This window comes from Egicoccus halophilus, from assembly GCF_004300825.1.
GTDB lineage: Bacteria > Actinomycetota > Nitriliruptoria > Nitriliruptorales > Nitriliruptoraceae > Egicoccus > Egicoccus halophilus.
This window is the reverse complement of record NZ_CP036250.1, coordinates 3,052,489-3,071,404: the sequence shown is the minus strand read 5'-3', so window position 1 is coordinate 3,071,404 and position 18,916 is coordinate 3,052,489. Positions and strand designations below refer to the sequence as shown.

Here is an 18,916-nt window from a genome sequence, read left to right as displayed (position 1 = left end):
TACCGCTCGACGAAACCGGCTCGGTGGGAGGCGCCGAGCCGGGTCGCGCTTGCTTCATCCCATCCAGCCGAGCCGGCGTGAGATCATCTGTCCGGCTTCACGCAGCGCCGTGCCGGCGTCTGCCTTCGCGTCGTCGCTGCTGAGCAGCAGCCGCGACTTGATCGTCGTGACGCTGATCGCGCCGACCGCATCGCCCGAGCTGTCCCTGACCGGCGCGGCGATGCACAACACGCCCTCGTGCAGCTCCTCGTCGTCGGTCGCGTAGCCGAGTCGCCGGTAGCGTTCGATCTCCTCGTGCATCCGTGCCGCGGACTCCACCGTGCGTCCGGTCATCGCCGAAAAGGTGTGCGCACCCATCCAGGCATTGCGCGTGGTGTCCGACATCTCGGCGACCAGTACTTTGCCGAGCGCCGTGGCATGAGCGGGGATGCGCACGCCGATGTGCGTCGTCAGCTGCATCGGGTGCGACTCGTCGCGGACCTGGTCCACGTAGACGACGTCGTGGCCGTCGAGCGTCGCGAGGTTGCAGGTCGCCGCCAGTCGTGAGGAGACGTCGCGCATGACGTCAATGGCGGCATGTCGGATATCGAGTCGCTTGTACGCGTCGTCGATCACGGCGAGGAAGTGTGGCGCGAGCGCGTAGTCGCCGGCTCTGTCCGTGGTCAGCGCGCCCTGCGCGACCAGAGTGGTGACCAGGCTGTGGGCGCTGCTCTTGGGCATCGACAGACGCCGAGCGATCTCGGCCAGTCCCAACCGCCCCTCCGGCTGCGCCAACAGCAGCAGCAGTTCGACGGTGCGTTTCGCCGACTTCACGGTCCGAGGGGCGGATCTGGTGGTCTCGGTCATCAGGAACCTCGGGCAGGGCGGCGCTGACGCGGCGCACGGTTGGGGCGGGTGGCAGGGAACGGAGTCTTGCGGGTCTGATCTTCCGGTGCTTTACTCGGACACATAGGAGAATAACCGTACACAAGTGCGAACAGTGCGAGTGGACGGTACCCCGGCTTGGGAGGGCCACGCGGCATGAGACTCGCGTACGAGCACCTGCTGCAGATGTGCGCCACCATCCTGACGGCCGCGGACGTGCCGGAGGATGCGGCGCACCTCCAGGCGCGACTCTTGGTCGAGGCCGACGCACGGGAGCACGCCTCCCACGGCGTACAGCGCCTGCCGACCTTGATCGGCCGGCTCGCCAACGGCGTCGCCAACGCCAACCCCCGGATCGCCTTCGACTGGCGCAGCGAGAGCGCGCTCGTCGTCGACGGCGACCACGGCCTCGGCCCGGTCGTCGTGACCCGCGCCCTCGCCGCGCTGCAGGAACGCGCCGCACGCCACGGCATCGCCCTGGCCGCCATCCGCAACGCCAACCACCTCGGCATGTTGGCCTTCTACCTCGAGGACCTCGCGCAACGCGGCTACGTCGCGTTGGCCGTCACCACCAGCGAGGCGCTGGTCCACCCCTGGGGTGGCCGCGACGCCATGGTGGGCACCAACCCGCTGGCGATCGCGGTGCCCGCCGAGCCCGAACCCCTCGTGCTCGACATGGCCACCGCCGCCGTCTCGATGGGACGGGTGATCGCCACCCTCCACGAAGGCGGTGAGCTGGCCGACGGATGGGCGCTCGACGCCGACGGCGTGCCGACCCGGGACCCGGCCGCGGCCATCGACGGTGCACTCAGCCCCTTCGGCGGCGTCAAGGGCTACGCCCTCGGCATCGCCATCGAGGCACTGGTCGGAGCCCTCACCGGGACCCATCTCGGACGCGACGTCACCGGCACCCTCGACGAGGACTGCCCGCCGACCAAGGGGGACGTGTTCATCGTGATCGACCCCAACGTGCTGGGCATCGTCGAACCGGAGAAGCACGTGGGTGCCTACCTCGCCGAGGTACGCGACTCGCCCCTGGCCGCCGGCTCCGCGGACATCCGCATCCCCGGTGACGGCGGCCGACGCACCCGCAGCCGCAACCGACAGGCGGGCGTGCCCGTGGCGGACGCCACCTGGCAACGCCTGTGCGACCTCGCCGACCAGGCCGGAGTTCCCCATGCCGTCTGAACTGAGCATGCTGCGATCCCCGGGCAACGTCCTGTTCGGACGCGGGGTCGCCACCACGCTGGGCAGCGAGACCGCCCGCCTGGCCCGCCGCGTCCTGGTCGTCGTCGACCGGCACGTGCAGGACCTGGCCGCGGTTCAGGACGTCGTCGCCACTCTCGCCGACGCCGGCGTCGAGCACGTGCTCCACCCCAGCGAGGAACTGGAGTTCGGCTTCGACAGCGCCGACGCCCCGGCTCGGCGCTACGAGACCGAGGGGTGTGACGCGATCGTGGCGATCGGCGGCGGGAGCGCCCTCGACCTCGGCAAGCTCGTCGGCATCCGGGTGACCCACCCGGGCTCGCTGGGGGAGTACATCGGCGAAGCCAAGGTGCCCGGCCCGATCCCGCCGGTGGTGGCCGTCCCGACGACGGCGGGCACCGGCTCCGAGGTCACCCCGGTCGCGGTCCTCACCGACGAGGAACGTGGCAGCAAGGTCGGGGTGTCCAGCCGCCACCTGGTGCCCACGCTCGCCCTGGTCGACCCCGGACTGACCGACACCTGTCCCGCTGGCGTCACCGCCGCTGCCGGCATCGACGCCCTGTGCCATGCCGTCGAGGCCTTCACCGCCCGCGACGGCCGGACCCCGGCCGACCTCGGCGTCGCTCCCACCGGGTTCATCGGCAAGGCCGCCCTGAGCGACGCCCTCGCCCTCGAGGCCATCCGCGCCATCGGGACCGCCCTGGCCGTGGCGGTCAACGACCCGACACGCGACGCCCGCGACCGGATGGCGTACGGCAGCCTGCTCGCCGGCCTCGCCTTCGGCCAGGCGGGCACGGGCACGGCCCACGCGATCCAGTACCCCGTCGGCTACTTGACCCGTACCCCGCACGGGGTCGGGACGGGCCTGCTGTTGCCCTACGCCATGGCCTACAACCGCCCGGTCCGCACGAGGGAGCTCGCCCGCGTCGCCGAAGCCCTCGGCGCCGACGCCGACACCGACGCCGACACGGGGGCGTCGAACGCGGTGCGGATGGTCGAACACCTGTGCCGGTCGATCGGGTTGCCGCCCACGCTGCGCGAGCTGGGGGTGCGCGAGGTCGACCTCCCGGCGGTCGTCGACGGGGCGCTCGCGGCACGGCGACTGCTCGACAACAACGGCCGAGTCATGGCCGCCCTCGACGTCACCCGCGTCGTCCACGCGGCCTGGCACGGCGAGCTGGCGGACTTGCTGGCCGATGCCTCGCCCGCTGCCGACGGACGCGCTGCCGACGGACCTGCCGCCGAGGACGCCGACGCCGCTGGAGGTGCCGCAGATGGTTGACACGCCGACGATTCCGCCGGTGCCCACCGGGCTCTATGTCGCAGGGGCCTGGCACGACGCCGACGACGGCCGGACCTTCCCGGTCACCGATCCGGCCACGGATCAGGTCGTCGCCACGGTCGCCGACGCCGGCCCCGACGAGGCACGCCGCGCGTTGGACGCCGCCGTGGCCGCCCAGCCGTCCTGGGCCGCCACCTCGCCGCGGGAGCGCTCCGAGCTGCTTCGTGCCGTCTTCGACACGCTCGTCGCCCAGCGCGAGGAACTGGCGCAGCTCATCGCGACCGAGATGGGCAAGTCCCGCAACGAGTCGCGCGCCGAGGTCACCTACGCCTCGGAGTTCTTCCGCTGGTACAGCGAGGAGGCCGTGCGCATCGGCGGGCGGACCGCCCAGGCACCGCACGCCAACGGACGCATCGAGACCTATGCCCGGCCGGTCGGCCCCTCGCTGTTCATCACCCCGTGGAACTTCCCGCTGGCCATGCTGGCCCGCAAGGTCGCGCCCGCGCTGGCCGCCGGCTGCACGACGATCACCAAGCCGGCACCCGAGACGCCCCTGTCGGCGAACCGGCTCGCGCAGATCTTCGACGAGCTCGACACCCCGCACGGGGTGGTCAACGTGCTCGCGACCAGCCGCGCCCGCGCGCTGGTGGAGCCGCTGCTGGCCGACCCTCGGCTGCGCAAGCTGTCGTTCACCGGCTCGACCGAGGTGGGACGCGAGCTGCTGCGCAGCGCGGCCGGCAACGTGCTGCGGACCTCGATGGAGCTCGGCGGCAACGCGCCCTTCCTCGTGCTCGAGGACGCCGACGTCGAGGCAGCCGCAGACGCGGCGGCGATCGCCAAGATGCGCAACATCGGTCAGTCGTGCGTGGCGGCGAACCGCTTCCTCGTCCACGAGTCCGTGGCCGAACCGTTCGCGCACGCCCTGGCGGTGCGCCTGCAACGACCGCCGCTCGCGCCCGGTTGGGACGGCGACGACGTCGTCGGCGCCCTCATCGACCGCGCCGCCTGCGAGCGCATCGAGGCCCTGGTGCGCGACGCCTGCGACCGCGGCGCCAAGGCGCTGATCGGCGGTGACGCCGTGGACGGCCCGGGCAGCTTCTACGCCCCGACGGTGCTCTACCCGTGCCCGGTGGACGCCGAAATCCTCCGACAGGAGATCTTCGGGCCCGTCGCACCGATCACGGCGGTCGCCTCCGAGGACGAGGCGATCGAGCGGGCCAACGACACGCCGTTCGGACTGATCGCCTACGTGCACGGTCGCGACGTCGACCGGTGCCGCCGGCTGGCCGAGCGGCTGGAGACCGGAATGGTCGCCGTCAACCGCGGGGTCATCTCCGAACCGGCGGCCCCGTTCGGGGGAGCGAAACAGTCGGGACTGGGCCGGGAGGGCGGCGCCGAGGGACTCGAGGCCTATGTCGAGACGCAGTACGTCGGGCTGCCGTGAACGACACGGACACGAACACGTCGTGGACCAGCACGGTCTCGCGGCGGGACCAGCCGGTCGGTGCCGGACACGCGCCGATCGCGACCAGAGGGAGAGCAGCATGGGTGCCAGGACACGACGCCGACCCCGTCGGCTGATCACCACGACGCTGGCCGTCACGGCGTTGTTCGCCGCGGCGTGCGGCGGTGACAACGGCAACGGCGGCGACGACGGTGCCGCCCCCGACTCGGCGGACGGTGAGGTCGACTGGGCCACCGTGACGGCGACGGGCGACGACGCTGACGCCAGCCGTGACGACCTGATCGCCGCCGCGCAGGAGGAGGGACAACTCACCTACTACGGCGACGCGAACGAGGCCTCGCTGCGGGCCTGGCTGGACGGCTTCGAGGAGGAGTACGACATCGACGTCAGCATCCTGCGCCAGCCCGGTAGCGCGCTCTACGAGCAGTGGCAGCAGGAGACCAGCGCCGGACAGCACCAGGCGGACGTCGTCTCGATCGCCGACCTGCCACCGATGGAAGACGCCGTCGAGGCCGGCCACATCGCCGAGTACACCCCCGAGGGTGACGGGCTGTTCCCCGAGGACATCACCCGCTCGGGCCACCTGTACCCGGTCCAGAACTTCTTCACCCAGACCGTGTCGTTCAACTCCGACCAGCTCGATGACGACGAGATCGCCCGGCTCGAGGAAGACCCCTTCGGCACGCTCGCGAGCGAGGACTTCGACGGTCGCGTCGCGACGGGCTCGCCGTACGCGTCCCAGCAGGCGGCCGCCTTCTACAACTCGATCGACCGAGATCTGCTGGAGCGAATCCGCGAGGGTGGCGCCACCAGCTACGACGACTCGTTGGCGCTCATGGAACGGATCGTCTCGGGTGAGCACGCCGTCGGCATCGGGATCACCGACAGCCTGATCGCCTCCCAGGCAATGGCCGGCGCGCCGGTGCGCTGGGTCTACCCCGACCCGGCCGTTGCCGGCGCCTTCGCAGTCGGCATCTCGGCCAACGCGCCCCACCCCGCGGCCGCCCGGCTGCTGATGGAGTGGGCCACCTCGCCGGAGGCCAGCGAGCGCTACTCCTCGATCACGCAGACCCCGCCGTCCAACGCCGAGGCGAGCGATGACCGCGAGATCCTCGAGACGGACTGGTACCAGACCCCCTCGGACGAGCAGCTCTTCTTCGGCTGGATCGACGACGAGGAGATCCAGGCGCAGATCGCCGAGGACGGCGAGTTCTTCGAGTGGTGGAGTGCCACGTTCGGGTGACACGATCGGGACTTCCGCGGGTGCCGCGCCACGTCGGCCGACACCCGCGGGACCCGACCGACACGCGCAGCGCGGGGCAACGAGCGAAGGTAGAGGCGAGCCATGAGCACGTCATTGGCGGACAGGACCGAGACGTCGTCATCGTCCGAACCGCCGCGCAGCGCACTCGGCACGGTGGTGGCGGTCCTGCGTGAGCGCGCCCTGGTGACCACCGTCCTGGTGATTCTGAGCGGTCTCATCGTCGCGCCGGTCGCCGCGATCTTCTACGGGGCGGTGCGCACCGGCGCGCCGGGGATGGCGGACCAGGGCTTCACCCTCACCGCCGTCCGCGAGGTCTACACGACCGGGCCGTACCTGGCGACGCTGGGCTGGACGCTGTTGATGGCCGTGGGGGTGGCCGCCATCTCGACCACATTCGGGGCGTGCGCCGCGTGGCTGCTCACCCGCACCGACCTCCGGTGGAAGAACCTGTTCGAGCTGTCCGTGATCGCCCCGCTGTTCCTGTCGCCCTTCGTGGGCGCGCTCGCCTGGGTCGCGTTGGCCGCCCCCAACTCCGGCATGGTCAACGTGAACCTGCGCTGGCTGCTGGACACCGACGCCACCTTCGTGAACATCATGACGTTCACGGGTGTCGTGTTCGTCCTCAACCTGTACTACATCCCCTACGGATATCTGTTCGTCTCCTCGGCGCTCAAGAACATGGACCCCTCGCTGGAGGAGGCCTCGTACCTCAACGGGCGCGGCGTCATCGCCACGGTTCGGCACGTCACCTTTCCGATCATCCGGCCGGCGTTGCTGGCCGCGTTCTTCTTCATCGCCGTCCTGGCCACCGGCATCTTCTCGGTGCCGGGCGTGCTCGGCCTCAACGCGACCTTCAACGTCCTCGCGGTCGAGGTCTACCGGTCGATGTCGATCTGGCCGACCAATCACGCCCGCGGTGCGGCCATCGGCACCCTGCTGCTGTGGTTCACCGTTCTCGGGGTGTACTTCTACCGACGCGCCATCCGGCATGCCTCGCGCTACGTGACCATCAGCGCGCGCGGGACCCGCCCCCGGGTCGTGCGCCTGGGGTGGGTGCGCTACCTGATCAGCGCGGTCTTCCTCGGCTACCTGCTGTTCGCGACCCTGCTGCCCTACGTGGCGCTGGGGATCGCGTCGCTCAACCCGTTCACCATCACCGACTTCCGTCAGATGCAGTTCTCGTTCAACAACTTCCTGGAGGTCGCGAGCTCCGGCCGCATCGTCGACGCGACGATCAACACGCTCGTGCTCGGCGTGGTCACCCCGACGGCCACCGTGCTGCTCGGGCTGGCGGCCGCCTACTGCGTCGTGCGGATGAGCGGGCGGACCGGCGCCGTCGTCGACTACCTGGCGACCGTGCCGATCGCGATCCCCGGCATCGTCTTCGCGACCGGCATGCTGTGGGTGTACGTCAGGACGCCGCTGTACGCGACCCTCACCCTGCTGGTGATCGCGTTCATGGGGACCTACATCCCGCACGCCGCGCGTTTCGCCGGCAACTCCCTGATGCAGATCGATCCGGCGTTGGAGGAGTCCTCCCGCGTCACCGGCGCCAGCCGGATGCGGACCCTGCGGCGCATCACCCTGCCGCTGAGCAAGCCGTCGCTGCTGTCCGCCTGGGTGCTGGTGTTCGTGTTCGTCGTCCGGGAGATCAACACGGCGATCCTGCTCTACGCCCCGGACACCCAGATCCTCTCCGTCGTGGCGTGGGGCTACATCCAGGACGGCACCGTGCGCAACGCCGCCGTCGTGGGGCTGTTGCAGACGCTGGTGCTGATCGGTGGCGTGCTGATCGCCCGGTTCCTGTTCCGGGTGAAGCTCTCGTCGACGCAGGTGTGACCCAGTCCGAGCGGCGGCGAGGCCGCCGAGCCGAGGAGCGACAGGTGGAAGCAACCTTGCAGCAGCAGGCGACCGCGAAGTCCGCGCGCGGATCCTCGCTCGTGGTGCGCGACCTCGTGGTTCGCTACGGCGAGGTCGAGGCGGTGAGCGGCATCAGCTTCGCGGCCGAACCGGGCGACTTCATCACGCTGCTCGGTCCGAGCGGCTGCGGCAAGAGCACCACGCTGCGGTGCATCGCCGGGCTCGAGACCCCGTCGGGCGGGACGATCGCCATCGACGGACGGACCGTCGCCGGGCCCGGGGTGGAGGTGCCCCCCGAGCGTCGCGGCATCAACATGGTGTTCCAGTCGTACGCGATCTGGCCGCACATGTCGGTGTTCGACAACGTCGCCTACGGGCTTCGCGGACGCGGAGCGAACCCCAGGTTGGTCCGCGAGCGCACCCTCGAGGCACTCGAACTGGTCGGGTTGCCACACCTGGAGAACCGCTTCGGCACCGAGCTCAGCGGCGGTCAGCAGCAGCGTGTCGCCGTGGCCCGGGCGGTGGTCACCCGCCCCGGGGTCATCCTGTTCGACGAGCCACTCAGCAACCTCGATGCCGGCCTGCGCGAGCGGATGCGAGAGGAGCTGCTCGAACTGCAGCGCCAGGTCGGGTTGACGGCCCTCTACGTCACGCACGACCAGACCGAGGCCATGTCCATGTCGGACCGGGTCGTGCTGATGAACCATGGGGTTATCGAGCAGGCCGACCCGCCACGGCAGCTCTACCGCCGGCCGGCGTCGATGTTCGCGGCGTCCTTCGTCGGCAACGCCAACCTCGTGCGGGGCCGGCTGACCGATCTTGGGTCCGGTGCCGGCCGACTCGCCACGGCCAGCGGTGACATCGCCGTCGTCGGCGAGCTCGAGCACACCGCCGCCGGCGAGGGCGACGCCGTCGCCGTGTTCCGCCCCGAGAACGTCGTCGTCGGCGATGCGGCCGAGGCCATGGAAAACCGCTGGATCGGGCAGGTCGTGCAGGCCGCCTACCTCGGGCCACGCACCGACGTGACGTTCGAGGTCGCCGGCCAGCCGATCCGTGCGGTGCTGCACCCCGAAGAGCCTGTCGAGCCGGGCGACCGGGTCACCGTCGGCGTCGCTGCCAGCCACGTCCACTTCGTGCCGGCCGAGGGCTGACGCACCCGCGCCATCGATCCGTAGGCGCCCCGACCACCCAGGAGCCGTTTCGCATGCGCATCACCGCCCTGCGTACCTACCGGCGGCAAGCCGGCAACCGTGCGTGGTCCTTCTGCAAGCTCGAGACCGACGCTGGACTCGAGGGCTGGTCGGAGTTCTCCGACGACCAGTTCGGCAGTCACGGCCTCAAAGGCGCCGTCCACGCGCTGGGTGCCGGCATCGTGGGCCTCGACCCGAGGCGGACCCGACACGTCGAGGCACTGCTGCACGAACGCATCCGCGAGGCGCCCGGCGGACAGAACCTGCGGGCCGTCGCCGTGCTGCTCAACGCCTGCCTCGACCTGCACGCCCGCAGTCTCGACGTGCCCGTGTACGCGCTGCTGGGCGGGCCCGTGCGCGACGACATCCCGGTCTACTGGTCACACTGCGGCCTGACCCGCATCCGCATGGCCGAGTCCGGCCTCGGCGAGGCGATCCGCACCCCCGACGACCTCGAGGCGCTCGGCCGTGAGGTCCGCGATCGCGGCTATCACGCCCTCAAGACCAATCTGCTCGGATTCGGCCCGGACGGTGCCTACATCCGCACCACGGCCGCCCCGGGTTCGCTTGGTGACCCCTTCGAGCGGCGTGCGGTGCTCCGCGATGTCGCCGCCGTCATCGGCGCCCTGCGCCGGGGCGCCGGCCCCGACGTCGGCATCTTCCTGGACATCAACTACAACATCCGCGAGCCGGCGCTGCTGCAGGAACTGGCCGACGTCGCCGCCGAGGCCGGCCTCGACTGGCTCGAGCTGGACACCAAGACGCCGGACCTGCTTCGCCGGCTGCGCGCACCGAGCGGCCTGCGCATCGCCTCCTGCGAGACGCTGCACGGCGTGGAGGAGTTCCGCCCGTTCCTGCAGGGACGCCTCGTCGACGTCCCCATCATCGACCCGGTCTGGAACGGCATGCCCGAGAGCGTCCGGATGGCCGACGAAGCCGCTCGTTACCGCGCGGACATCGTGACCCACAACTACGCCAGTCACCTCATGAGCTTCATGGCCGCCCATCTCGCGGCCGTCGCCCCCAACCTCTCGATCATGGAGCTGGACGTCGAGGGTGTGCCGTGGCGCGACGACGTCACCGACACCGCCCCCCAAGTCGTCGACGGCCGGATGCAGCTGCCCACCGGTCCCGGCTGGGGCTGTGTTCCGCAGCAAGCCGCCCTGGACGCCGACGAACAGGTCACCCGATGACGACGATCACCGAGGTCCGCGCGTCCACGCTACACACCGTCCGCGACCCGCAGTTCGTGTGGCGCCGCGGCATGCCCGGCTCCGGTGAGATCTCCGAGGTCACCGTGCTGTCGCTGCACACCGACGACGGCCACGTCGGCTACGGCACCGTCTCGCGCGGCGTCATCGGACAGGATCTCATCGAACGGCGCTTCAAGGACATCGCCCTCGGCGCAGATCCGCTGCTCAAGGAACGACTCTGGCACGAGGTGTGGGAGGTCGACCGGGTCGAGGAGATTCCGCTCTACGCCCACGGGGTCCTGGACATCGCCCTGTGGGACTTGACCGCCAAGCTGGCCGGCCGGCCGCTCTACGAGCTTCTGGGAGGGGCACAGCGCCGCGTCACCGCCTACGCCAGCACGGCCACCTATCCCTCGATCGAGGCCTACCTCGATGTCGCGGACCAGTGCCTCGACCTCGGTTTCCGGGACATCAAGATTCACGCCTGGGGTGACGTGCGCGAGGACGCCGCCCTCGCGCACGCTTTGCGTTCCCACGTCGGTGACGACATCCGGCTGACCTACGACGCCTCCGGCGGGTTCACCCTTGACGAGTCGCGGGTCCTGGGTCGGGAACTGCACGCCGCCGGTTTTGCGGTCTTCGAGGAGCCGATGCGCGAGTTCAACCTGTGGCGCTACCGGCGCCTGCGCGAGGACCTGGAGATCCCGGTGCTCGCGGGGGAGACCAGCGACGGCATCCACTGGAACATCGCCGACTTCATCACCTCCGGTGCGGCCGACATCGTGCGCACCTCCACGTTCTACAAGGGCGGCATCACCGGGGCGTTGCGCGTCAGCCACCTCGCCGACGCGTTCGGCCTCAACGCCGAGATCCACGCCGCCGGGCTGCCCAATCTGCATCTGGCCTGCGCCGTGTCCAACCACATGGGCTACGAGATCGTCGTGGCCGAGGATCCGGTCAAGCTGCTGCACCCGCTGAGCGGCCCGGGCTACGTCGAGCCGCCGGACGTGCCCGGCATCGGCTTCCCCTACACGCCCGAACAGTTGGAGGCGGACGCCGTCGACCACCGGGTCTGGACGCTCGACTAACGAGGAGCGCACCTCACGATGCGAATCACCGACGTCCACGCCCAGGTCCTGAGCTACCGCTTCCCCGAACCACCCCGCCCGCTCAGCGTCGGCAGCCCTGACCGACGGGACGTGGTGCTGGTGCGGGTCACCACCGAGGACGGCACCACCGGTCACGGCGAGTCCTTCCACGGACACGCCGGCACGGCGGTGGCGGAGATCGTCAACACGACCCTGCACCGGGTCGTCGTCGGCCGCGAGGTGCACGACGCCGTCGGGCTCAACGACCACGTCCACCGGCGGTTCGTCGACGGGGCCGGCATGAGCGACGCCTTCCTCGGCGCGTTGAGCGGGGTCGACATCGCCATGTGGGATGCCCGCGGCAAGGTCGAGGGGCGGCCCGTCGCGGAACTCCTCGGCGGCACGCTCGGACCGGTGCCCGCCTACGGCGGTGGGTTCGCGCTCGGCTTCCAAGAACCGGCCCGCCTCGTCGAGGCTGCTGCCGAGATCACGGCACGGCTAGGGGTCGGTGCCATCAAGGTGCGGGTCGGTGATCATCCTTCGCGGGACCTGGCCCGGGTGCGCGCCGTGCGGGACGCTTTCGGCGACGAGCTGCAGATCATGCTCGACGCCAACAGCGGGCTGCCCTATGACGTGGCCCGGATCGTGCGTCCGCTCGAGGAGCTGGGCGTGGTGTGGCTCGAGGAGCCCTATGCCCCGACCCGGCGTGCCGCCTTCGTCCGGTTGCGGCAGGTCAGCACGCTTCCCCTTGCCGGTGGCGAGAACCTCATCGGCGCGCACCAGTTCTACGACTGGATCGACACCGGCGCGATCGACGTCGTCCAGCCGGACGTCAGTCGCTGCGGCGGCATCACCGAGGCCGCTCGGATCGCGGCCTTGGCGCGCATCAGCGGTCGACGCCTCGCCCCGCACATCTCGCACAGCGGGCTCAACCACGCGGCCACGCTGCACCTCGTCCGGGGGCTGGGTGCAGACGCCTGGTTCGAGGCCGACGCGTCGATCGACAACCCATTCCGTGACGGCGTCCTCGACGGCGGGGTGCGCGTTGTCGACGGTCTCGCCCGGACCAGTGACGCTCCCGGCCTCGGTGTGCAGGTCGACGAAGAGCGTCTGGCCGCGTTCCCCGGCCAGACCGGCTCTCCCTTCTCGTGACGTCATCGCCGACGCAAGCTCATCCTGATCGACAAGCCGGCGTAGCCCGCCGTCGAGACCGGTAGCGTCCGCGGCCAGGTCCCACCAGCGACACGCTGGCTGACCTTGGCGGGATCGACCTCCACCCGACCATCCGGCACGCTCCACGCGGTCACGTTCCGATTCGCGTGCGACAAGAGCTCCCGACCAGTCGGGGCGCGGTGACCTCGACGTCACTCCCTTCGAGGTGCAGCCGGGCGTGCCAGGCGACGAGCACGGTCGGCACCCAGTCGACCGCGAGCCGTTGACCAAGGGGGAACGGCACCGCGCCGTCGGTCGCGGCCAGCACGACGTCGCCGCGTCCACGGCCCAGCGGCGCGTCGGGCGCGACCTCGCCGGGTTGAAAGCGGGCAGGCGGCGGCGTCCGCCCCCATCTGGACCTCGCTGCGGCTACGGTGCCGTCCATGGGGACACAGGGGATGCCGCCCGGGACGCCGGCGGGCCGGGACGACGACGCACCGGTCGAGATCCATTCGCTCGCGCGGCGCCCGGAGCTGCAGGAGCGCTGCTGGGACCTGACCAAGTTGTGGCCGCCGTTCATGCTGCACGACCCGGTCGGTGACCTGTACTTCGCACGCCTCGAGGACCACGCCGCGCACGCGTTCGTCGCCCTGCACGAGGACCGGATCGTCGCCCGGGCGTTCTCCGTGCCGTTCGCCATGGGGGAGGAGCTCGGGCGCACCGAGTTGCCGGTGGCAGGCTGGGACGGGGTCATCAGCTGGGCGTGGCTCGATCACCTGGCGGGTCGTGCGCCCACCCACGTCTCCGCCCTGGAGATCACGGTCGTCCCCGACCTGCGGGGGACCGGGCTCGCGCAACGGCTGCTCGCCGCGATGAAGGACGCGGCCCGCGCCATCGGTGCGGGCGGTCTCGTCGCGCCCGTGCGTCCGAGCCGCAAGCACTTCGAGCCGCACACCCCGATGGCCGAGTACGCCGCCCGGACCGGCGACGACGGGCTGCCGTGGGACTCGTGGCTGCGGCTGCACGTCCGGGCCGGCGGACGCATCGAGGCCGTGTGTCCGCGGTCGATGACGGTCGCGGGCAGCCTCGCCGAGTGGCGCAGCTGGTCCGGGCTGCCGCTGCGGGAGTCCGGTCGGGTCGAGGTCGCCGGGGCCCTGGTGCCGGTGCACGTCGACGTGGACCAGGACCACGCCGTCTACGTCGAACCCAACGTCTGGGTCGTCCACGACCTCCGACCGCCGGGGGGTGCTGCACGCCGGCAGCGGCGGCGTCCGCTCAGGCGTTCGACGAGGTCGTCGCGCTCCGGTGTCGCTCGACGTCGTCGACCGGTGGCGTGCGGGCGGCGGTCGCGACCGGAGCCACCAGCCGGCGACGACCCCGCCGGCGAGGTTGAGGACCAGGTCGCGGGCGGTGTTGTCGTAGCCGCCGCGTCAGTCGGTCGTGGCGTCCAGGCGCAGGAACTCGGTGATGCGCAGCAGCTTCGGCGGCCTCGCGACCTCGGGGTCCAGGACGGCGAACGCCTCGTCGCGCCCGACCAGGCGGGGCGCGGTGACCTCGACGTCGCGCCCCTCGAAGCGCAGCCGGGCGTGCCCGGCGGCCAGCACGTTTCGTACCCAGTCCGACTGTGAGCCGTACACCAGGTAGACGAGGTAGCCGCCCTCGACCGCGTGCGCGCCGATCGGGGTGCGGTACGTGCGGCCGGAGTGGCGTCCGACGTGGGTGAGCACCGGCCAGGTGTCGCGCTCGATCGCCCGCGGGTTGAACAGGCGCTTGTTGATCTGCCCCCACCACCGCGGCATCGGCATGATGGTTCTCCCTGCACCGCCGCCGGGCGCGGCAGAATCCGCTTCGGCCGTGCACGTCGGCACGGTAGTTGCCGAGTTTTCGACGGGAGGCCGGTTCGATGGCCGACAAGCTCGACGTCAAGACGTCGCTCGACGTCTACCGGGCGCCACGCGACGCCTTCCGGGTCCTCGACGTGCCCGACCTGCAGTACCTGATGATCGACGGGCACGGGGACCCCAACACCTCGGCGGCGTTCGCCGACGCGGTGGCCGCGCTCTACCCGGTCGCCTACAAGCTCAAGTTCGCCAGCAAGCAACAGCTCGGCCGCGACTACGTCGTCCCGCCCTTGGAGGGCCTGTGGTGGGCCGACGACCCGGCGGCGTTCACCACGGCACGCGACACGTCGCGCTGGAGCTGGACCCTGCTGCTGCTGGTCCCCGACTGGCTGGACGCGGGCCGGGTCGCCGCCGCCGTCGAACAGGCGGGCGCGAGGAACCGGCCGGCACGGCTGGACGACGTCCGCTTCGAGGCGCTGTCGGAGGGTCGATGCGTGCAGACCCTGCACGTCGGCTCGTTCGACGACGAGGCGGACGTGCTCGCGCGGATGCACACCGAGTTCCTCCCCGAGCACGGCCTGCGGCTGCGCGGTACCCACCACGAGATCTACCTGAGCGACTTCCGCCGGACCGCACCCGACAGGCGACGCACGATCCTGCGGCAACCCGTCACCGGCTGAGCTCGCGACCGGTCACGCCGAGGAGCTGCTCGCGGCGCTCCGCGGCGGCCGTCGCCCGCCGGTGTTCGCCGCCGGACGGTCGCCGGGCGCCTCCCTAGCGTCGGGGCTGCACGGTCGGGCGAAGCCACGGGGCATCGCCCGACCGGCCGATTCCCCGCGTGGAAGGACCAGGGTGCGACGCGAGCCGGTCGTGATGGTGCTCGGCACCGGGCGCTGGAAGTGGGTCTACGAGGGGGTGATGGTCGCCCTCGCGCTCGTGGTCGTCGCGCTGCTGGCCCTGCCGAACGAGGGCTGGGTGCTGGCGGTCAACCTCGGCGTGTGGGCGGTCTTCGTCGCCGACTACGTGACCCGCCTGCTGCTGTCGACCGACCGAGGGGCGTTCGTCAAGGCCAACGTGGTCGACCTGCTGGCGATCCTGCCGGCCGACTTCTTCCGCGGCCTGCGGGTGCTGCGTCTCGCCCGGCTGCTGCGGGTCCTGCGCGCGGCCAGCACCGTCGGGCGGGTGCTGCGTGACGTGCGCGGCATCACCAACACCAACGGGCTCGGCTGGGTGCTGATCGTGTCGCTGTGCTCGGTGCTGTTCGGCGCGCTGGTCGTGTGGGTCGTCGAGCCCGGCATCGAGGAGTTCACCGACGCCGCCTGGTGGGCGATCGTCACCGCCACCACCGTCGGCTACGGCGACCTCGCGCCACAGAACCCGGTCGCCCGCATCGTCGCGGTGGCGCTGATGCTGGTCGGCATCGGCACGATCGGGATGCTGACCGGGTCCATCGCCACCTACTTCATCGGCGACGAACGGGACACCGACCCCGACGTCGAGCACATCCGCGACCGCCTGGGGGAGTGGGGTGAGCTGTCGCACGGGGAGCGCCGGCGTCTGGTCGCGCTGCTCGCCGCCGTCGTCGACGACACCGACCCGGGTGCAGGCGCCGACCGACGCGCCGCGGAGAGCTGAGGCACACCCAGCTCACACGGCGAGCAGCAGGACCGTGTAGGCGGTGGCACCGAGGGCGAACGGGGTCCAGCGGGCCCGGCGGTCGGCGGGCAGCTCCTCCTTGAGCACGTTCATGATGATCCCGCCACCGAGGAAGGCGATCAGCAGGCCGAGGGTCGCCTCGGCGATGGTCGTGGCCATGCCGACCGCCCACCCGACCAGCACACCGGCGGCGACGACCCACCGTCCGCGGCCGTCGTAGAGCGCGGCATGGTGCTCGCGCAGGCCGTGGTCGTTGACGAGGAAGTGCACACCCATCGCGAACGCGAAAGTCGCCAGCGTGGTCGCCGACACCTGCGCCCGCTCGACCAGCAGGTAGCCGATGACGGCGTTGTAGACCGCATAGCTGCCGACGTGACCCCAGCCGACCACCGACGGTGCGGGGGGCGCGTCACCGCGGGCGTCGCCCTGCGACGCCGTCGAGCGTTCGGCCCGCGACCGCCGCGCAGACAGCTCCAGTCCGTAGACGGCCGCCAGTCCGGCCAGCGCCACGATCCAGGCGTGGCTGGCGAGGTAGGGGACCTGCTGGACCGTGGAGGTCTCCACCAGGTGGTCCTGCACGTGCGCGAGCTCGGGCAGCAGGTGCACGAAGACGTAGGCGGCCGAGACCCCCGAGCCGGCCGACAGCAGCCAGCTGCGCGGGACGACGTGCAGGCCGCGGACCCGTCCGGCCAGCGCGTGCAGCACCGCGAGCACCACGGCGGCGGCCGCTGAGGCTGCAGCCATCCCGTCCTCGCTGGTCGCCGGTGCACGTCAGCGCAGTCTGCCATCCGTGCGACGTCCGACCGTGAACGGCGCCCGCGGACACCCGCCGGGCCGACGCCTGCGCGGGCGGGCCGACGCCTGCGCGGGGCGACGACGCGCGTCGCGTCGCCGCCCCGCCCCCCCACGGCGGACTAGAGCCCGAACGCGTCGAACTTCACCGCGACAGGATCGGCGGCATCGAGGTCGACGTACCAGCTGGTGACCGTGCCCGTGCCGGTGTCGAGCGCCTGGAACACCACGTAGCGGTTGTCGGCGATGAACGGCAGCGCGACCCCGTCGTCGTTGCGCAGCGGCGCGATCGTGGGCACCACCGGGTCGAGGCCGCCCGGGTTGCCCTGTGCGAGGTAGTTGGCCGGGTTCCACGGCGCCGGGGGGACCGGGCGCGAACGGCCCGACAGCGGGTGGTAGGCGCCGTAGCTGTTGCCGGTGTTCGACGCCTCGAGGTAGTTGACGCCGTTGGGGGACGTGAACCGGTTCCACAGGTGGCTGTGGCCGTTGTGCACCAGGTCGACGCCGGCCTGCTCGAGCAGCGGTTGCACGTCACGCAGCAGGACGTTGTCCTCGGCCGGGTACTCGTAGCGGATGCCGACGACCTCGCCCGCCTCGTCGACCTCCTCGATCGCCACCGGGTGGGCGAAGGGGGCCATGACGTTGTCGCCGAGCCCTTGCGGGCCCTCATGGAGGATCACCACCTGGTAGCGGGCGCGGCGGAACTCCGGCGAAGCGAGCTCCTCGGCCAGCCACGCGTACTGCTCGGACCCGACGGCGAGGTCCTCGAACACGAACTCGCCGTAGCCGCGGGCGAGCGGGTCGTCGAGGTCGGCCCGAGCCTCCTGGTAGCGGCTGGTCGAGGTCCGGGCGGCCGGGTCGGGCTGCGCGGTGGTGTTGCGCCAGATCCGGGTCGAGTACAGCGACACGAGGCGGACGTCGCCGACCGTGGTCGCGTAGTAGCGCTCGCCACCGGACGACGAGGTCGGCAGCGAGAAGATCTCCTCGTAGGTGGTGGTCGAGAACGAGTTGTCCTCGATCCAGGCCGCCTCGGTCGCCGGGTCGCCGGTGGGGTTGACCTGCGCGGCGACCTGTTCGTAGACGGCCTCGGCGACCTCGCGGGGCACGGGGTTGTTGTACGAGGCGTTGAGCGAGGTGTGGCCGTCCCGGCGTCCCTGCACCTCGTGGTTGCCGATGGCGGGGAAGATCGGGGCGTTCTGGAGGATCTTCGCACCGCGGTAGACCCGGCCGTCGCGCGCCACGCGTCCGCCGTTGCCCTGGAGCACCGGGAAGAACGCCGAGCCGCGCTGGTCGTCGAACCACTCCGAGGCGCGGTCGGGGATGTTGACCAGGTCACCGGGGAAGAACACCGCGTCGATGCTCCCGAGCTCCTCGGTGACGGTGCGGGCGGCGAGCTCCATGTTCGCCGCCGTGTTGACCATCGCCTGGTGGTCGGACGTGAGCAGGATCACCGCGGGACGGCCCGGCTTGAGGGCCCCGCGCAGCCCGAACGTGTCGGAGGCGGCGAACGCGTCGCCGTCGAAGCTCACCACCCGGTACGGCTGGCGGTCGCCGTTGCGGGGGATGTTGGTGACCGTCGCCGCGTGACGGAACACCGGCCGCGGGGCGACACCGGTGGCGGGCTTGCGATCGGCGGGCAGCTGCGAGTCGGCGTCCTCGGCGACACGGGACAGTTGCGTCGTCTCGGCCTCGAACACGCGGATGCGCTGGTCGCGACCACGGGCGACCGCCCGGCGCAGCTGTGTCTCCGACAGCTCGTCGACGCCGTCGCCGGTCAGCACGTAGTGCGATCCGCCGGCGAACTCGGTGAACCAGGCCACCTCGACCGCGTTCTTGTCGGGCTGCTGGAGGAACGGGTCGGTGAGCAGCTCGAGCGAACCGGCCAGGCCGGTCACCGCCGGCGCGCGCCGCGGCGCGGACGCGGCCGGGTCGGCGGCTCCGACCGTGGCGAGGCTGCCGGCAAGCAGGGTCGCGACGAGGGCGGCGTGCCGCCGTCGCCGCAGCGGGAGGGATCGTCGGGTCATGGGAGGGAACTCCGCGTCGGTGGACGTCGTCGCCCGACG

The 18,916-nt window shown here is 71.4% G+C and carries 15 protein-coding genes and 1 pseudogene; 12 read left to right on the top strand and 4 right to left on the bottom strand.

Going from position 1 to position 18,916, the window contains the following annotated elements; genetic code table 11:
• Positions 1 to 54: 54 nt before the first annotated feature.
• Positions 55 to 846, bottom strand: a complete 792-nt coding sequence (locus ELR47_RS13900) for an IclR family transcriptional regulator (protein ID WP_130650436.1) — start codon at positions 844 to 846, stop codon at positions 55 to 57.
• A 174-nt stretch (positions 847 to 1,020) separates the two neighbouring features.
• Between ELR47_RS13900 and ELR47_RS13895 the strand changes: the two genes are divergently transcribed.
• From ELR47_RS13895 to ELR47_RS19400, 10 genes and pseudogenes are all read left to right on the top strand, one after another.
• Positions 1,021 to 2,052, top strand: a complete 1,032-nt coding sequence (locus ELR47_RS13895; protein WP_130650435.1) for an Ldh family oxidoreductase — start codon at positions 1,021 to 1,023, stop codon at positions 2,050 to 2,052.
• A complete protein-coding gene (locus ELR47_RS13890) occupies positions 2,042 to 3,352 on the top strand; it encodes an iron-containing alcohol dehydrogenase (RefSeq protein WP_130650434.1) in 1,311 nt (436 codons plus the stop codon). Before ELR47_RS13895 ends, ELR47_RS13890 begins: the two co-directional genes overlap by 11 nt.
• On the top strand, positions 3,336 to 4,796 hold the full coding sequence (locus ELR47_RS13885) for an NAD-dependent succinate-semialdehyde dehydrogenase (RefSeq protein ID WP_370469428.1): 1,461 nt from the start codon (positions 3,336 to 3,338) through the stop codon (positions 4,794 to 4,796). The genes ELR47_RS13890 and ELR47_RS13885 overlap by 17 nt, the downstream gene beginning before the upstream one ends.
• A 100-nt stretch (positions 4,797 to 4,896) precedes the next feature.
• On the top strand, positions 4,897 to 6,060 hold the full coding sequence (locus ELR47_RS13880) for an ABC transporter substrate-binding protein (protein WP_165404087.1): 1,164 nt from the start codon (positions 4,897 to 4,899) through the stop codon (positions 6,058 to 6,060).
• 102 nt (positions 6,061 to 6,162) lie between these two features.
• Positions 6,163 to 7,920 carry an ABC transporter permease gene (locus tag ELR47_RS13875; protein WP_130650431.1) on the top strand — a complete coding sequence of 586 codons (1,758 nt, stop codon included), beginning with the start codon at positions 6,163 to 6,165 and terminating at the stop codon, positions 7,918 to 7,920.
• Between the two features lie 44 nt (positions 7,921 to 7,964).
• The gene (locus ELR47_RS13870) at positions 7,965 to 9,092 is read left to right on the top strand and encodes an ABC transporter ATP-binding protein (RefSeq protein WP_165404086.1); all 1,128 of its coding nucleotides are present in this window, start codon (positions 7,965 to 7,967) and stop codon (positions 9,090 to 9,092) included.
• A 53-nt stretch (positions 9,093 to 9,145) separates the two neighbouring features.
• Positions 9,146 to 10,324, top strand: coding sequence for a mandelate racemase/muconate lactonizing enzyme family protein (locus tag ELR47_RS13865; protein WP_130650429.1), 1,179 nt, complete (start codon positions 9,146 to 9,148; stop codon positions 10,322 to 10,324).
• Positions 10,321 to 11,412: an enolase C-terminal domain-like protein gene (locus ELR47_RS13860; protein ID WP_130650428.1), complete on the top strand. Its 1,092-nt coding sequence runs from the start codon at positions 10,321 to 10,323 to the stop codon at positions 11,410 to 11,412. The genes ELR47_RS13865 and ELR47_RS13860 overlap by 4 nt, the downstream gene beginning before the upstream one ends.
• Before the next feature lie 18 nt (positions 11,413 to 11,430).
• A complete protein-coding gene (locus ELR47_RS13855) occupies positions 11,431 to 12,564 on the top strand; it encodes a mandelate racemase/muconate lactonizing enzyme family protein (RefSeq protein ID WP_130650427.1) in 1,134 nt (377 codons plus the stop codon).
• A 443-nt stretch (positions 12,565 to 13,007) separates the two neighbouring features.
• Positions 13,008 to 13,478 (top strand): annotated as a pseudogene (locus ELR47_RS19400) (GNAT family N-acetyltransferase); the annotation flags it as partial.
• Positions 13,479 to 13,994: 516 nt separating this feature from the next.
• Here ELR47_RS19400 and ELR47_RS19395 read toward each other — a convergent pair.
• Positions 13,995 to 14,369, bottom strand: a complete 375-nt coding sequence (locus ELR47_RS19395; protein WP_130650426.1) for a nitroreductase family deazaflavin-dependent oxidoreductase — start codon at positions 14,367 to 14,369, stop codon at positions 13,995 to 13,997.
• Positions 14,370 to 14,467: 98 nt separating this feature from the next.
• Here ELR47_RS19395 and ELR47_RS13840 point away from each other — a divergent pair, with 98 nt between their 5' ends.
• Positions 14,468 to 15,085: a GyrI-like domain-containing protein gene (locus ELR47_RS13840; RefSeq protein ID WP_130650425.1), complete on the top strand. Its 618-nt coding sequence runs from the start codon at positions 14,468 to 14,470 to the stop codon at positions 15,083 to 15,085.
• 172 nt (positions 15,086 to 15,257) lie between these two features.
• Positions 15,258 to 16,040 (top strand): potassium channel family protein, encoded by a 783-nt coding sequence (locus tag ELR47_RS13835; protein WP_130650424.1) that lies wholly within the window; start codon positions 15,258 to 15,260, stop codon positions 16,038 to 16,040.
• 12 nt (positions 16,041 to 16,052) lie between these two features.
• Here the strand turns inward: ELR47_RS13835 and ELR47_RS13830 are convergent, their stop codons facing one another.
• Entirely contained in the window at positions 16,053 to 16,805 is a 753-nt protein-coding gene (locus ELR47_RS13830) for a hypothetical protein (RefSeq protein WP_130650423.1), read from the bottom strand.
• Between the two features lie 170 nt (positions 16,806 to 16,975).
• Positions 16,976 to 18,877 carry a metallophosphoesterase family protein gene (locus ELR47_RS13825; protein ID WP_130650422.1) on the bottom strand — a complete coding sequence of 634 codons (1,902 nt, stop codon included), beginning with the start codon at positions 18,875 to 18,877 and terminating at the stop codon, positions 16,976 to 16,978.
• Positions 18,878 to 18,916 lie beyond the last annotated feature (39 nt).

What these genes read in the sequence shown, in the direction of transcription:
- ELR47_RS13900 (WP_130650436.1), bottom strand. Translation starts at nt 846, where the DNA reads ATGACCGAGACCACCAGATCCGCCCCTCGGACCGTGAAGTCGGCGAAA.
- ELR47_RS13895 (WP_130650435.1), top strand. Translation starts at nt 1,021, where the DNA reads ATGAGACTCGCGTACGAGCACCTGCTGCAGATGTGCGCCACCATCCTG.
- ELR47_RS13890 (WP_130650434.1), top strand. Translation starts at nt 2,042, where the DNA reads ATGCCGTCTGAACTGAGCATGCTGCGATCCCCGGGCAACGTCCTGTTC.
- ELR47_RS13880 (WP_165404087.1), top strand. Translation starts at nt 4,897, where the DNA reads ATGGGTGCCAGGACACGACGCCGACCCCGTCGGCTGATCACCACGACG.
- ELR47_RS13875 (WP_130650431.1), top strand. Translation starts at nt 6,163, where the DNA reads ATGAGCACGTCATTGGCGGACAGGACCGAGACGTCGTCATCGTCCGAA.
- ELR47_RS13865 (WP_130650429.1), top strand. Translation starts at nt 9,146, where the DNA reads ATGCGCATCACCGCCCTGCGTACCTACCGGCGGCAAGCCGGCAACCGT.
- ELR47_RS13860 (WP_130650428.1), top strand. Translation starts at nt 10,321, where the DNA reads ATGACGACGATCACCGAGGTCCGCGCGTCCACGCTACACACCGTCCGC.
- ELR47_RS13855 (WP_130650427.1), top strand. Translation starts at nt 11,431, where the DNA reads ATGCGAATCACCGACGTCCACGCCCAGGTCCTGAGCTACCGCTTCCCC.
- ELR47_RS19395 (WP_130650426.1), bottom strand. Translation starts at nt 14,369, where the DNA reads ATGCCGATGCCGCGGTGGTGGGGGCAGATCAACAAGCGCCTGTTCAAC.
- ELR47_RS13840 (WP_130650425.1), top strand. Translation starts at nt 14,468, where the DNA reads ATGGCCGACAAGCTCGACGTCAAGACGTCGCTCGACGTCTACCGGGCG.
- ELR47_RS13830 (WP_130650423.1), bottom strand. Translation starts at nt 16,805, where the DNA reads ATGGCTGCAGCCTCAGCGGCCGCCGCCGTGGTGCTCGCGGTGCTGCAC.
- ELR47_RS13825 (WP_130650422.1), bottom strand. Translation starts at nt 18,877, where the DNA reads ATGACCCGACGATCCCTCCCGCTGCGGCGACGGCGGCACGCCGCCCTC.